Source organism: Nostoc sp. ATCC 53789 (assembly GCF_009873495.1).
GTDB lineage: Bacteria > Cyanobacteriota > Cyanobacteriia > Cyanobacteriales > Nostocaceae > Nostoc > Nostoc muscorum_A.
This window is the reverse complement of record NZ_CP046703.1, coordinates 5,199,764-5,215,499: the sequence shown is the minus strand read 5'-3', so window position 1 is coordinate 5,215,499 and position 15,736 is coordinate 5,199,764. Positions and strand designations below refer to the sequence as shown.

The 15,736-nt window shown below is 41.0% G+C and carries 10 protein-coding genes; 7 read left to right on the top strand and 3 right to left on the bottom strand.

Translation table 11 applies throughout. The annotated features are described in order from the left end of the window. The first annotated feature begins 439 nt into the window (after positions 1–439). Together GJB62_RS21685 and GJB62_RS21680 are read left to right on the top strand one after the other, a co-directional pair. A complete protein-coding gene (locus GJB62_RS21685) occupies positions 440–2,644 on the top strand; it encodes a CHASE2 domain-containing protein (protein WP_114082741.1) in 2,205 nt (734 codons plus the stop codon). A gap of 789 nt (positions 2,645–3,433) precedes the next feature. Further along, complete coding sequence (locus GJB62_RS21680; protein WP_114082740.1) at positions 3,434–3,640, top strand: hypothetical protein; 207 nt, start codon at positions 3,434–3,436, stop codon at positions 3,638–3,640. Between the two features lie 340 nt (positions 3,641–3,980). Here the strand turns inward: GJB62_RS21680 and nadB are convergent, their stop codons facing one another. The 3 genes from nadB to GJB62_RS21665 form a co-directional block, all read right to left on the bottom strand. Further along, positions 3,981–5,657: an L-aspartate oxidase gene (nadB, locus tag GJB62_RS21675; protein WP_114082739.1), complete on the bottom strand. Its 1,677-nt coding sequence runs from the start codon at positions 5,655–5,657 to the stop codon at positions 3,981–3,983. A gap of 220 nt (positions 5,658–5,877) precedes the next feature. Beyond that, positions 5,878–6,306 (bottom strand): photosystem II complex extrinsic protein PsbU, encoded by a 429-nt coding sequence (psbU, locus tag GJB62_RS21670; RefSeq protein ID WP_114082737.1) that lies wholly within the window; start codon positions 6,304–6,306, stop codon positions 5,878–5,880. Between the two features lie 558 nt (positions 6,307–6,864). Then, positions 6,865–7,644 (bottom strand): DUF3120 domain-containing protein, encoded by a 780-nt coding sequence (locus GJB62_RS21665; protein WP_179074473.1) that lies wholly within the window; start codon positions 7,642–7,644, stop codon positions 6,865–6,867. A gap of 433 nt (positions 7,645–8,077) precedes the next feature. Between GJB62_RS21665 and GJB62_RS21660 the strand changes: the two genes are divergently transcribed. The 5 genes from GJB62_RS21660 to GJB62_RS21640 all read left to right on the top strand — a co-directional run bounded on the left by GJB62_RS21660 (position 8,078) and on the right by GJB62_RS21640 (position 15,636). Beyond that, complete coding sequence (locus tag GJB62_RS21660) at positions 8,078–8,902, top strand: undecaprenyl-diphosphate phosphatase (RefSeq protein WP_114082736.1); 825 nt, start codon at positions 8,078–8,080, stop codon at positions 8,900–8,902. 90 nt (positions 8,903–8,992) lie between these two features. Beyond that, on the top strand, positions 8,993–10,330 hold the full coding sequence (locus GJB62_RS21655) for a TIGR03279 family radical SAM protein (protein ID WP_114082782.1): 1,338 nt from the start codon (positions 8,993–8,995) through the stop codon (positions 10,328–10,330). 97 nt (positions 10,331–10,427) lie between these two features. Further along, positions 10,428–13,265: a family 10 glycosylhydrolase gene (locus GJB62_RS21650; protein WP_114082735.1), complete on the top strand. Its 2,838-nt coding sequence runs from the start codon at positions 10,428–10,430 to the stop codon at positions 13,263–13,265. A 637-nt stretch (positions 13,266–13,902) separates the two neighbouring features. Next, complete coding sequence (locus GJB62_RS21645; RefSeq protein ID WP_147262520.1) at positions 13,903–14,322, top strand: hypothetical protein; 420 nt, start codon at positions 13,903–13,905, stop codon at positions 14,320–14,322. A 102-nt stretch (positions 14,323–14,424) separates the two neighbouring features. Next, complete coding sequence (locus GJB62_RS21640; RefSeq protein WP_114082733.1) at positions 14,425–15,636, top strand: EAL domain-containing response regulator; 1,212 nt, start codon at positions 14,425–14,427, stop codon at positions 15,634–15,636. Positions 15,637–15,736 lie beyond the last annotated feature (100 nt).

Genomic DNA, 15,736 nt, shown 5'->3' with positions numbered 1-15,736 from the left:
TTGATGTATACTTTAATTTTTTTTACAGCATTTGGGGGCTACTTGGGATTTAATCATGTCAGTACCAAACCTAAAGGTGTGTCTGTTAGAAGTTAAAAGTTACCACAATTTTCAGCAAGCCCTACTTAATCATTACAAATGTGCGAATTGAATTGAATAAGCTTTGCCAGGCAAGCATTTGGGTGTTAAATTCACTGCAACTCCCTTTCAACAGATTTATTAATCTGTGCTGATAGCCACAAAACTCCCAGTTGCCGTTTGGTCATAAAATCAGCCTTAATATATGTTATTACATTCACAAATGCCAGAATGTCTTGAAGAAACTTGCTGAGTTGAAAAAACTCTTAGAAACTCTATTTAGCTCTCCCTTAAAATATGTTAGTCCGATAGTTAATAGCTATAGGAAATAGAGAATATTTCTCCCTACTAGGTAATGGGAATGAACCAGCAGCTAGGCAAGCGTTTTGTAAAGTTAATCTTTGGACTAAAACAATCGCTTAGTCGAGGACACAGAGAATTGATTACTGCCGTCAGCGTTGCAGTCTGCGTCGTGCTGTTGCACTCCATTGGATTATTGCAATCTTTGGAGTTTGCAGCTTTGGATCAATTGTTTCGCTTACGTCCAAATGAACCGCCGGAAGAGCGTATTACAATCGTAGTGATTGATGAAGCCTATTTGAACGAAATACGTTCGTGGCCGATTTCAGATGCGAAGATTGCACTGTTGTTGCAAAAATTAAATGTCCACAAACCCCGTGCTATTGGCTTAGACCTCTACAGAAATTTGCCAGTAGAGCCTGGTAATCAAGAACTGCGTAATACTTATAAGTCAATGCCCAATTTAATTGGTATTGAACTATTGGCAAATGACAAAAACAAAAACTTTAGTGTTTTACCTCCACAGGGACTGAATAAGGATCAAGTTGGCTTTAATAACGTGCTGTACGATCTGGATGGTAAAGTACGTCGCAGTTTGTTGTATTGGCACGTTGATGAGCAGTTACACGAAAGTTTTGCCCTGAAGTTGGCTTTATTGTATTTAAAGCCAAAGGGAATTACCCCTACCAAAGCAAAAAGCAACCCTGAGTATTTGCAATTGGGCAAGGCATCATTTACTCGTTTCGAGGCTAATGATGGTGCTTATGTGAGGGCTGATGATAGAGGATACCAAATTCTGACCAATTTTCCCAAACCTAAATGTCAAAGTTCATCTAGAGAAATTTGTAATTTTCGTCAGGTATCGATAAAAGATGTACTGGCAGATAAAGTCCCAGAAAACTTAATCAAAGATCGGATTATACTGATTGGTTCTACTGCACCTAGTCTTCAGGATTTTGTATTTATTCCCTACTCCAGCAGTCTAATGGGTACGGCAAAGCCCGTACCTGGGATTCAACTGCAAGCTTATTTTATTAGTGAGTTAATATCTGCTGCTCTTGATGGACGACCATTATTAAAATTCTGGTCTGACTTGATGGAATACTTGTGGATTTTTATCTGGTCTTATCTGGGAGCCGTGACGACATGGCGGATACGACACGCTACTAGAAGTCTGCTTTGTATCCTAGTTTCTTGCTTTGTATTGACACTGACTACATACTTTGCTTTTTTATACGGTTTGTGGATACCGCTCCTTCCCTCATTGTTTAGCTTTGGCAGTTCAGCTATTTGGATGATCAGTCATATTGCCCATATTCAGGAAGAGTGGAAACGTTCTAAAGAATTTTTGCATCACGTAATCAACACGATTCCCGATCCAATTTTTGTGAAAAATGAACAACACCAGTGGATTGTTTTAAATGAAGCCTATTGTCGATTTATCGGTTATCCAAATAAGTTATTAATTGAGAAGTCAGACTATGACTTTTTCCCTAAACATGAAGCTGATGTGTTTCGACAACAGGATGATCTTGTGTTCCGAACTGAAAAGCCCCAGGAACATGAAGAAGAGTTTACCAATGCAGATGGGCAGACTCATCAAATTGCCACTAAGCGATCGCTCCACAAAGACTCAGCTGGCAATTTCTTTTTAGTTGGGGTCATCCGAGATATTACTCAGCGCAAGCTGATGGAGGAGCAGCTGAAGCGCACTGCTGCTGAACTATTCCAGTCTAACAATGAATTAAAACTCAAAGAAGATCACTTGCGTTATTTGGCGTATCACGATCCCCTCACCGGTTTATCCAATCGCAAATTTTTTGCCGAACAACTTTACGAGTCATTACATTGGGCGCAACACAATAACCTGTTGCTGGGACTGTTGTTTATTGATTTAGATGGCTTTAAGCAAGTTAATGATACTCTGGGGCACGAGACGGGCGATCGCTTGCTAATGACTATCGCTGGAAGACTCAGCAACTCTTTACGCGCTAGTGATACAGTTTCTCGTTTGGGTGGCGATGAATTTACTATAATTTTGCGGGCAATTCCTAATGTCCAGATAGCTGCTAAAGTCGCCGAAAAAATCTTAAGCAGTATTACCAAGCCAATTGTTTTGGATGGCTATGCAATCCGAATCTCTGCCAGTATTGGCATAAGTGTCTACCCATACAACAGCCAAGATAGTGAAAATTTGATCAAACAAGCAGATGCAGCAATGTATCGTGCCAAGCACCTGGGTAAAAATCGCTACGAGTTTGCTTAATTAGTTAAGAGTTAAGTCTCCATATTTTTCTCGCTATAGTAAAAAATTTTACCGTTCAATTAGGACTGTGGACTTTAAATATGTGCAAGCCACTATTTTGAAAAAGCATTTTGTATATAACTAGAGGTAGTTTTTTAGTCAAGATAGAGACTTAGCAAGGCTTTTGGGACTGATGATTAAAACTAAGAAGATAAGTTAAAAAGGAATTCATCATCAGAATTAATTATAAAAATTATTTTTTATAAAATTTATGTAATTATTTTTACAAACAAAAATATACTTACACTATACGGAATTACAACGGTATTTTATAGTTCCATAGTTTTCAAAATCCTTATAATATAACAATTACGTTATTTTATTTTTATATATCTTTACTATAGTCAAAACATAACTATACAAGAAAATAAGTATTTTTTTATATATTTTGAAATCTTGATTCGGCGAACATAGTGTTAATACTTAAAAGTATTAAGATATTATTAATAAATAGTGAATTAAGCAAAACGCTTACAGCAATCCATCAACATATCTAACTTTAGACTGATGTAAAAATGGCTAATTAAGAATATTACTTAAGTATAAGAACTATTTAATACCAGCAAATCAAGGTTGTCGTACAAGTAAACACCACAATTACTTGTAAAGTATTGGGAATAATTTAATAAAGTTCAAATATTTTTTCAAAAATATCAGTAAATATACGTGAGTTAATAAAAATACGTTTTAAATGAAAAATTAGTAAATTTACTGCAACCTATGAAAACTAACTTCCGATTCACAAAGATTATGATACTCTGTATAAGTGCTTACGTACTAGTACCGAAAATTGCCGCTTCCACGAGCCTATTCGGTACTGCGAGTGCTAATACTGTTGTTACTACTAGCAGCAATACTTTAATTGCCCGCAAAGTCAATTCTCCAAATTTAAAAGACACATATATACCACCAAATTATGGTGGCCCTGACAGTCAGCATGGTAGCGGCACTCGCTGATGTCCATTTTTGATTTTAGATTGTCGGGCTGAAGTTTCCGCCGACAGGGTTAGCGAGTCTTGTTCCTTTGGAAGATAGCAAGGGTAGTTTATTAAAAAAATTACTAGAACAGGGCTGTCCCTAACTCGGCCCATAATTACATAAACCTCATCTATGCTGAAACCTAGAGTTTTTTAAAAGATATATTTATGTAGGTTGGGTGGAGTGAAACGCAACCCAACATTACCACCTTATTTATGTTGGGTTACGCGATCGCACTTGACATTCAAGACAGTCGCTACAAAACTACGGTTCTCAAGGTAAACGAGGTTTAGATGAGGAATGCGAAACAGAAGAATGTTCAAGATAATATTGGAGATTTCCACCAATGATTTCTTTGGACAAGTGTGTGAACTTGCCAATTGGGGTCTGGTTGAGGATAGTCTAAACGGAAGTGTCCGCCTCGGCTCTCGGTTCTAAAAGCAGCACTTTTGAGAATTAAATCAGCCACATCTAATAAATTGCGGGTTTCTGCCCAAAGTCGCAATTGTCGTTCAACATCTGGGAACTCAAAACTAGCTGATTCAGTTGGGTGTAAAGCAAGCAAGAATTGACTTAAAGGCAAAGCAGCGAAATCTTGCTGCCAAGATTCAACAGTAGCGATCGCAGTTTCCAACTTTGATTGCTCCCGACAAATACCAGCACTTTCCCATACTAGACGTGGTAACTTCTCTCTGAGTGCTTCTAGTTGTGCTTGCTGGATGTGCCACTCACTAGGATCAATACTAAATTTCCGTGATGGCAGCACTGGTGTTTCTGATGGCAGCCCAATATTTTCCAACTCAATTTGGCTCATCTGGGCCCCAAAGACAATACATTCCAGCAGGGAATTACTGGCAAGGCGATTTGCCCCATGCACCCCGGTACTAGCAGTTTCACCCACCGCGTACAAACTCTTAATATTCGTGCGATTCATCAGATCCGCGACAATCCCACCCATCCAATAATGGGCAGCAGGCGCTACAGGGATTGGTTCATGGAAAACATCAATTCCCCAATGCTGACAAACTTTGATGATGTTGGGAAAGCGGTGACGAATCTTGTCGGCAGGGATGGGGCGCATATCCAACCACACATGGGCAGTTGCCAAATCAACGGCAGTACGTTGTAAATGGCTGAAAATTGCTCTGCTTACTATATCTCTCGGTGCAAGTTCACCCGCCGGGTGGTAGTCAAAGGCAAAACGCCGCCCTTCATTATCAACAAGGTGTGCCCCCTCGCCACGTACAGCTTCGCTAATAAGAAAGCGATCAGCACCAGGTTTAGTCAGGGCAGTAGGGTGAAATTGCACAAATTCCAAATCGCGGAGGATAGCCCCAGCCCGATATGCGATCGCTACTCCATCACCAGTACTCACAGCCGGGTTAGTGGTTTGGGCAAATACCTGACCGCCGCCACCAGTTGCCAAGATCACAGCACCAGCTTTAATCCATGTGATTTTGCCTTGATAAAACAGGCTTATTCCCTGACAGCGATTGCTTTCGGGTTCAGTCCACAAACTCAAAGCCAAAGCTTGCTGAATGACTTGAATATTCGGGCGACGTAATACTTGGGCGGTGAGAGTGGTTGTAACTTCCCTACCTGTAGTGTCCGCAGCGTGGAGAACACGGTTGCGAGAATGGGCAGCTTCTAGAGTTAAAGCCAAGGTTTGACCATGACGGTCAAAAGCAACCCCCAAGTCAACTAGGGATTGAATGCATTTAGGGGCAAGTTGGGCGAGAAATTCTACAGCAGTGCGATCGCACAAACCTGCACCTGCCCGGATTGTATCTTCAATGTGTAGCGTGGGAGAATCTTCCGGGGAAACGGCTGCGGCTATACCACCTTGTGCCCAATCACTAGCGGACAAAGCAACAGTTTCTTTGGTAATCAAGCCGACTCGCAAGGACTCTGGTAGACGCAATGCTGTGTATAGTCCAGCAGCACCAGCGCCGACTACTAAGACATCAAATTGGCTAGGAATATCTATCTGAGGCAAGGTAATGGGGGAGGGGGAGGGGGCAGGGGGCAGGGGGGGCAGGGGGGCAGGGGGGCAGGGGGGCAGGGGAGCAGGGGGAGACAAGGAAAAAATTTTACTTTGTCAGCTTGTCCCACTTGTATCCCTTGTATCCCTTGTCTCCCTTGTCCTACCTCATCTCTAATAGAATAATCCCACTCCCTTGAATCAGGAGTGGGGTGCTATTGGCTACAACTGCAACTTATCTGTAGATACCGTTGTTAAAGCGATCGTCTCCTTCGTTGAAGGCAGGCTCTAGTTCTGTCACGGTAAACTTATCTAAGTTGGCTTGCAGAGTTGCTTTTTGGCGATCGCTCAATCCTGGAAGATCCAATACATCCTCTACATTTTTGTAGGGAGCATTTGTGATGATTTTCTTAGCCAAGGTGGGATAAAGACCTGGATACTGTTGAAAAGCTCGGACGTTGGTATTATTCAAATCAATTTTTTTACCAAATTCCGTTCCTAGCTTCTTATCTGCCCGATTCTGCCGCTCAATTGCCAGAATTGGCACTTGAGGAAGAGCAAAACTGTTGAAACTAGCAGCTTGGGCTATCTGAGTTGTTCCCAACCATCCCCAGCAACCAAGTAACAAACTAAACACTGTTAATAAACGCGCCAATCCTTTCACGATTTTCTACCTCTTTCCATCAAACAGAAATAAAAGTTTGAAGCTAACAGTGGTTGTTAGTCATTAGTCATTAGTCATTGGTCATACTCTGCGGTAAGCCGCTAATGCGTCTACGTGAGAGCGCCAAGGATCAAAGGACAAAAGACAAAACTTGATAGCTTAATTAACACAGCAGTCATCAGAAACTAATATACAGCGTATTAATATCCACAATATTTACCGTTACTGGGTTTGACTGAGGTTTTAGCAAAAATTTTTCTCGTTATCAGAGTGTCTCTATAGCTGTAATAGGCTTCTATCAATGATCCCGGTAGCATTCGCAACGAGACGAAATCTTTTCGGGGTGGCTGATTTTAGCTTTCAAGTAGAAACGAAGCCGTCTGATGTCTAATACCGAATAACCTAGCAAGAAGACTTGAGGCTGATGGACTGTTATGTAATATTTCTTAACTAATTAATTATTGACGGCATCATTCTTGATGTGCCATAGACTGACTGGAAAAAGTTTTGCTAAGAGAAGCCTAGAGGATCATTGCAATTTTGTGAATCCTGATTTATTCACGCTGCGATCGCAGCTAACAAAAATAGGCTGTCTACTAAAATTGTGCTTAAAACTGCGCCACCAAAGGCATACCAGTGTTTTTGCTTTCTACCTAATGCTAAAATTCCGACTGTTAACAGCACTAAGGCAAGAACTATGGCCCAAGTTTGTCCCCAAGGTGTTTGTACTTGCATCAGGGCATTGTGTAAGATTTGTGGTGCTAAATCTGCATCTACTCTCATAATTTGCCTCCAAGAAGGCATCAAGTCGGTTAGATAAAAATATACGTCTGTTAAAACTGTACCGAATAAAGATCCTAAATAAAACCAGCTACCAACCTTGCCCCAACTCTTCGCTAGACACCAGCAAGCAAACGGTAAGCCTATAGATTCTACTGGTAGATGCCATACAGGTTCCCAACGTAACCAGCCCCAATAAATCGCTCCTGCTAACCAACTCCAGCTAAATCCTAAGAGCAAATCGCCCCAGACATAAGTTGCAGGACGTGACATTAAGGTAAAACTTAGCCACACCCAAAATGCTGTCAGCGCTAAACTGAGAGTTGGTAGCGATCGCACTATTGGCGCTTCAACAAATACTGGCACTGATACCAAAAACACCGCCGCCGCAAACACTAACCAATTTTGTCGGGCAGAAATAGATAAGGGCAAAGAGGGAGAAAAGGAGAGTGCAGATTCCAATTGCCTGATGCCATTCTGCCCAGTATCAGCCAAATCCAACTCAGTATCAATGGAAGGTGTAGAAGCAGTGTAGGAGGACAGTGTATTATTAATCAAAGTTTTTAATATTTGTTACTAAACTTTATCTTATTTAAGATATCACATTTTAAAATCCCCCCCTGGGGCATTGTAATTATACAGACATTTCCCGGAGTGCGGGTAGAGACTAATGAAAAATTAGGGGAGCAGGGGGAGACAAGGGAGACTTATTCAATAATTCTCCCTTGTCTCCCCCCTCTGACTTGTCCCCCTGATCCCTGCCCCATGACGGCATCAGTCCGCTAAATATTAAAGTTTGATGAACTGGCAAAATTTCGTTGACTTATTCAGGTGGGTGTAAGAACATGGTCAGCGTCTTAGATGATGTTATTGATCGGTAAAATCGAATTTTCTATAAGATATTAGGTGCAGTAGAGAGTATATAAAGCAACATCATCATCTAGACAATGTTCATAATCATGTCTAGAACAGAAAAAAGGTATTAATTGCTATGGAGTTTATTCAAGCTTTTATTTTGGGTATTGTTCAAGGTATTACAGAGTTTTTACCTATTAGCAGTACTGCACATCTCTTGATTTTTACCAAAGTATTTGGTTGGAAAGAACTAGGTTCTAAAGATTTTGTTGATGCCATTCAATTTGGCAGTGTTATCGCTATTGTGGGGTATTTTTGGTCGCTGATTTCTAGTATTATCAAAGGTGGAATCGAAGCATTCAAAGAGAAAGATTGGCAACGTGAGGAGTGGAAAATTCTAGTTGGTATTTTAGTCGGAACATTGCCTGCCTTAATTTTCGGCTTTCTTTTGAAAGACATTCTACCAGAGAGTGCATTAATTATTGCCATCATGTCAATCATCATGGCTCTTTTACTAGCTTTGGCAGAAAAAATTGGTACTCGCAAGCGAGGTTTTGATTCACTGCAAATTCGGGATGGTATTTTAGTTGGATTGGGACAAACACTTGCTTTAATTCCGGGTGTATCTCGTTCTGGCTCAACATTGACGACTGCCTTATTTTTAGGATTAGAACGCGATACAGCAGCGAAATTCTCATTTTTGTTAGGGTTTCCAACTCTTACGATTGCTACACTGTATAAAAGTTTGAAAATCTTCAAATTATTTCAAGCCCAACAGTTACCAGATAACATTGTGGGATTGTTAATTGTGGGGATTATTTCAACCTTTATTTTTTCCTACCTATCAATTGCATTTTTGATCAAATACTTGCAAACCAAAAACACTTTGGTTTTTGTTTGGTATAGATTAGCATTCGGTAGCGCCATTTTAGCTGCGATCGCAGCAGGTTGGAAAGGATAATTAAATAATAGTCATTGGTCATTAGTCATTAGTCCAAAGTAAATGACTAATGCCCGATGCCCAATTCCCAATTCCCAATTCCCAATTCCCATGAATATTAATCCTGCCCGAATTACCAAGGTTCTACCAGACTCAATAGCCGAGGAGATTGGCTTTGAGACTGGGGATGCGATCGTTGCAATCAATGGTACACGTCCCCGTGATTTAATTGATTATCAGTTTTTGTGTGCGGATGAAGTTTTAGAACTAGAAGTTTTAGATGCTACTGGGAAAACTCATACTCTGGAAATCGAAAAAGATTATGATCAAGACTTGGGGCTAGAATTTGAAACTGCCCTATTTGATGGTTTAATTCAGTGCAATAATCGCTGTCCATTTTGCTTTATAGATCAACAGCCACCAGGTAAGCGCACCAGTTTGTACTTAAAAGATGACGATTATCGTCTGAGCTTTTTATACGGTTCTTATCTTACCCTGACCAATTTGTCAGAAAGAGAATGGCAGCGAATTGAGCAAATGCGCTTGTCACCGTTGTATGTTTCTGTTCATGCGACAGAAGCTGATGTGAGAATTAGGCTGCTAAAAAATCAGCGTGCGGGACAAATCTTGCAACAACTGAAGTGGTTTCAAAAAAGGCGACTACAAATTCATGCTCAAGTTGTTGTTTGTCCTGGTATAAATGATGGCAAACATCTGGAACAAACTCTTAAAGATTTAACGTCTTTTCATACTGGTGAAGTTCCGGCGGTGGCATCAGTGGCAGTTGTGCCAGTTGGGTTGACACGGTTTCGCCCTCCAGAGGATGAACTCATACCTGTAACTAGAGAAAAAGCTCAAGAAGTGATTTCTCAAGTGCAAATGCTCTCACGGCAATTTCGCCAACAATTTGGTTCTAGCGTTGTTTGGTTAGCCGATGAGTGGTTTTTGATTGCAGGTGAAGAATTACCCAGCGAGTCTGAATATGAAGAATATCCCCAAATTGATAACGGAGTTGGTTCGATTCAACTATTTATCAAGCAATTTGCCACCGTTGCAGCAGAATTACTCCCGCCAAAAGTATATCCTCAAAGAAAATTGACCTGGGTAGTGGGCAACGCCGTAGAAAAAGCATTTCAACCAATTTTGAAACGCTTAAATTGTGTTGAGGGTTTAGAGGTCAATATGCGTGCTTTATGTAGTGATTATTGGGGACAAACTATCAGTGTAACCGGATTACTAACTGGTCATGATTTACTTTTAAATTTAGAAGAGCAAGATTTAGGTGATGGGATTTTGCTACCCAATGTCATGTTAAAAAATGGGGAATTAGTGTTTTTAGATGATATGAGTATTGAGGAATTAGCTGGCAGACTAAATACAAAAATTTTCCCACTAGCAGGAGTTGAAGATTTAATCCAAACATGCGTTTCCAATTTTGTTCAGGTTTAGTTATCAAAGATCAGTTGTTTTTCGGAGGTAATTTATTGTTATGCTAGATGATAAATAAGAAGTAATGCCTAATAATTAATCCACTGAGGAGCCAGTAGTGAAGAATCGGAAAGAGTTTCATGAAAAGGCAAATTCTCACATAAAGAAAGCCGGATTCTTCATTTTAAGTTTTAACTTTTTAATTTTAAATAGTTATAGTATTTTGCCAGTCACGGCAGCGACTGAAGAACCTGTATTGAGCGTAGTGCATAGCCAAGAAAATGCGAATCAATGGACAGGGATAACTGATCGCTTGCAGACAATCGGGGTGAAATATTGTGTAATTCCCCTAACAGATGTCAAGAGTGGTGCAGATTGGGGCGATCGCCGGGTATTATTTTTGCCAAACGTTGAGACATTAACGCCAACCCAAGCGATCGCTCTTGAAGAATGGATGAGTAAGGGAGGGCGCTTGATTGCTAGCGGCCCCGTAGGTAGTTTGTCATCGCCAGGAGTACGGCAGTTATTGCGATCGCTCTTGGGAGGTTATTGGGGATTCAGCCTCAGTGAAATAGAACAGATCAAGCCCACAAAAACCAAGATTCCAGAATGGGCAAATCAAACTGAACTCTTTGGCAAAATCCGCGGCGGCGTTGTGATTCCTAATGGTATGGGCACTGAATCTCCTGCTGTTTGGAATTCCAAAGATAATCCAGCCGCAGTAGTGACAACTGAGCGTACTACCTTTTTAGGCTGGCGCTGGGGAACAGATACAGCCTCAGCAGCAGAGTTAGATAATGCCTGGTTAAAAGCTTCTATCAATCATTATTTGACAGCGCTAGCACCATCGAATCGGATGAAAAAAATAGCGGGAGGTTCCCCAAACTGCTCTACAACAGTAGCGGCTGCACCGAGGGGGCAGGGGGTAGGGGAGCAGGGAGCAGGGGGCAGGGGAGCAGGGGAGCAGGGGAGTAGAGGGGCAGAGGGACAGACGAGTAGTTCATCTCCCTTATCCCCTCCTTCTAAAACTGCTACTGCTCCCATACCGAGAGCGCTTCCTATAGTTAAACCACCAAGTTCCCAAGAGGCCATTGATCAGCTGGAACAGGCGGTGCGTCTAGATGTTGCACCCAACTCCAATGAGCCGATTGACAACAATCAAGCGATCGCTCTCCAACAAGAGTTAGAAAATCTCATTGGCCGGGTGGAAAGCGCTCATTTAGCGGTGTCAGCCGATGCGGTTAAGGAAGGCGTTGGCATATCTGAGGGAAAACAGTCCTCTAGGCATCTGGAAACCTACACCGCCCAATCTGTCAAGGAGCAGCCAATACAATTAGCCTCAACTAAATTGGGGGGGCTAGCCACAAGCAAAGAACAAGCCTTGGCACAAGTCAGGGTAATTGCCAAAAACTTACCCCAATTGATTGCCCAAAAAAACTATGCTCTAGCTCGTCAGCAGTGGCTGGCAGCAAAGACAATTTTGTGGCAGCAGTTCCCAGTTGATCGGAGGTTGGCTCAACCAGAAATTCGGGCAGTTTGGTTAGATAGGGGGACGATTGTTCGTGCTGGTAGCAAGGCGGGACTAGTCCAAATTTTTGATCGCTTGGCCCAAACTGGGATTAATACTGTCTTCTTTGAAACTGTTAATGCAGGCTATACCATTTATCCCAGCCAAGTTGCAAAAGAGCAAAACCCCTTAATTCGTGGGTGGGACCCACTGAAAGATGCGGTCAAATTAGCCCATGAGCGCGACATGGAATTACACGCTTGGGTTTGGACTTTTGCTGCTGGCAATCAACGGCACAATGAGATTATCAACGTTAGTCCAAATTATCCAGGGCCAGTACTGGCGGCTCATCCCGATTGGGCAAACTACGATAATCTTGGCAACATGATTCCCGTTGGACAGACTAAGCCATTCTTTGACCCAGCCAACCCCGAAGTGCGGCAGTACTTACTCAAGCTGTACGAGGAAATCGTTACTCGCTATGACGTGGATGGTCTACAGCTAGACTACATTCGCTACCCGTTTCAAGACCCATCAGCAGGTCGAATTTATGGCTATGGCAAAGCTGCAAGAGCGCAGTTTCAGCAACTTACTGGCATAGATCCGATAAATATTTCCCCCAGTCAACCAGAACTATGGCAAAAGTGGACGAAATTTCGCACTGAGCAAGTTGATAGCTTTGTTGCCAAAGTATCAGAGCAGTTGCGACAAAAACGACCGAATTTGATTTTGTCGGTTGCAGTATTCCCTTTGCCAGAACAAGAGCGGATTCAGAAAATTCAACAAAACTGGGAAACTTGGGCAAGGCGGGGAGATGTGGATTTAATCGTTCCCATGACTTATGCTCTAGATACTTCTCGCTTTCAACGACTAGCCCAACCCTGGATCGCCTCTAAACAATTGGGAGCTACATTGTTAGTGCCAGGAATTCGCTTACTTTCTTTACCAACAATCGGGACGTTCGATCAACTCCAGTTGGTAAGAGACTTGCCAGTCAGTGGTTACGCACTCTTTGCCGCAGAGAATTTTAATAACGATCTACAAAAACTTTTTATTAGTACCCAAGGCAGAGTTCAATCTACAAAAAGTGAACCGATTCCCCACCGCCAACCTTTTCAAACTGCCGCCATCCGTTACACCGCGCTGCAACGGGAATGGAAGTTTGTTTTCCAAAATGACCCACCAGAAAGACCTGCCCAGACAATATCAGATTTTAACAACCAGGCAGAAGTTTTACGCAGTGCTTTAAATCAGCTTGCTGCTTCCCCTTCTCCTGGTAATTTACTGGTGGCAAAAGCCTCCCTAACTCGATTCCAGTCTCAATTTCGAGTATTGATGAGCCAAGAAATTAAGTCGAATTCCTATCAAGTCAAAGTTTGGGAAAATCGGCTTGTAACTATAGAAAGACTATTGCGTTACGGCGAACGGCGGGTGCAGTTGCATCCCTAGTGAAGAGGCATGGCAATACTTTTCGGATAAACCCAACAATCTCTCTTTTGGTCTTGGGAAAGCTTAAAGGGTAAGGAGTAAAGGCAAATTTAAACCCTTTCCATTTCCCCTTTCCCCCTTCACCGAAAAGTATTGAGAGGCAGGGGAGTAGGGGGAGATAAAAGGGACAAGGGAGAATCATTGAACAAGTTTCTTCTTTGTATCTTCCCAATTCAGAACTACCAGGATATAAGCCACTTTGTAATTCTTAACACAATTTTTGCTGTGTTTATATCCTAAATATTCCTATTTATTTAGGGCCAAAATATTGGAGAATACTTAATATAAGCAGCTTTAGATAACTATTTTTTGATATATAAAACTAGAGGTAACACCAGTATCAATACTGCTCAGTTAAGCATTTTAACTCGAAACTGGGTTTGGGAAAAGGTTAAAGGGTAAAGGTTAAAGGTTTTTCCTTTCCCCTTTAACCTTCCCGTTTTCCCCAAAACCCGACAAGTATTGACACCAGTCTTAGTTCATTTGAGGTAGGATATCAAATTCTCGTTAAGAGACAATTACCCAAGTACAAATGGTCACTAGCACGCGCTATAGTACTGACAGACACGACAAATCGAATCACCTCATTGGAGTTTCTGTGAATAGTACCTCCCATGTAGCAGAAGTAGCATTGCGTGAGGGTGAAAGACGATTTCGCACTATCTTCAACGCCACTTTCCAGTTTATCGGATTGCTAATAGCAGAAAGCATCGTGCTAAAAGCGAACCAAACAGCACTCAACTTTAGCAAGCTACAACTACAAGATTTAGTTAGGCGTTCATATTGGGAAATATGGTGGACGCTACTTGAAAATTTTCAACATTTGCAATATTTATTCTTCTCCAGCCCAGCAGAAACTTACATCTGCAAGAATTGGGAAGATTTTGCTAGTAAATTTATGAACAAAAATGTTTTCGCTATCACGGGTTATCAAGTGTGGAAAACAGTTAAATATTCTGGCTTTTGGACTAGCCATTTCTATTCGATTATAAATGTTAATTGTAAAAAAAAACTATAGCTATCTACAAACATAAAATCTTTGTCACAAGTACATCGGAATTTGGTACAAAGTTTACTGCGATTATATCATTAAATAATAAAAAATAAATTGAGGTAACTTATGCCCAAAATTTTAATAATAGAAGATGAGGAAGCAGTCCGTGAAAATATTTTAGATTTGCTAGAAGCTGAGGATTTTGAAACCATTGCTGCCGCTAATGGTAGGATCGGCGTGCATTTGGCTATCTGTGAAGTTCCTGACTTAATTCTCTGTGATATGATGATGCCAGAAATTGATGGTTATGGCGTTCTAAGCGCGTTACGCCAAGATCCATCAACGGCAACAATTCCCTTCATTTTTCTCACTGCCAAATCTGCCAAATCTGACTTTCGTCAAGGTATGGATATGGGGGCAGATGACTATATAACTAAGCCCTTTAGTCGGGCTGAGTTATTAAGTGCCATCATGAATCGGTTGGAAAAGCACGCTACTTTAAAAAGATATTTAGCTACTCAGACTACAATTAACAACTTGTCTCCTAAAATGCAGTTGTTAGAAATTTGCTTGCACCGAGCTATCAAACAACATAAATTTCAAGAATTTGAAATTTATTATCAACCAATAGTCGATATTGGTTCTGGGAAAATAGTAGCTGCTGAAAGTTTATTGCGCTGGCAAAGCCCAGAATTGGGGATAGTTTACCCAACAGAATTTATCCCGTTAGCAGAGTCTACGGGTTTAATTGTCCCAATCGGTAAATGGGTATTAAAAAGTGTATGTAAACAAATAAAAATCTGGCGTGATGCCGGAATTAATTCCTTGATTGTTGCTGTCAATCTGTCAGTAATTGAATTTAATCAACCAGATTTTATTAAAAAAATAGTCAATTTTATAACTATTAATAATTTGGAACCAAATGACTTAGAGCTAGAACTAACTGAAAGTATGATTATGCAAGACGTAAATAGTGCGATCGCTACTATGAGCAAATTGCAATCCTTGGGTATCAAAATTGCGATCGATGATTTTGGTACAGGCTATTCTTCTCTAATCTATCTTAAAAACTTACCAATTAATACATTAAAAATCGACCGTTATTTTATCCATAATGTTGCTAATGATCCCCAAAAATCAGCAATTACTAAAGCATTAATTCAAATGGGTCACAATCTCAATCTAAATGTAATCGCTGAAGGTGTAGAGACGGAAACAGAACTTGCTTTTTTGCGTCAACAAAACTGTAATTCTATGCAAGGTTTTCTATTTAGTCGTCCATTACCAGCAGCAGAGTTTGAAAATTTTTTATTGACTAACAAATGCTTATATGCATAAAGATTGGGAATTGGGCATTGGGCATTGGGAAGGGGGAATTGGGAAGGGGGAATTGGGAATTATTTTCCTAGTCTTTAATGTTCTGATAGTTTTACTAAGT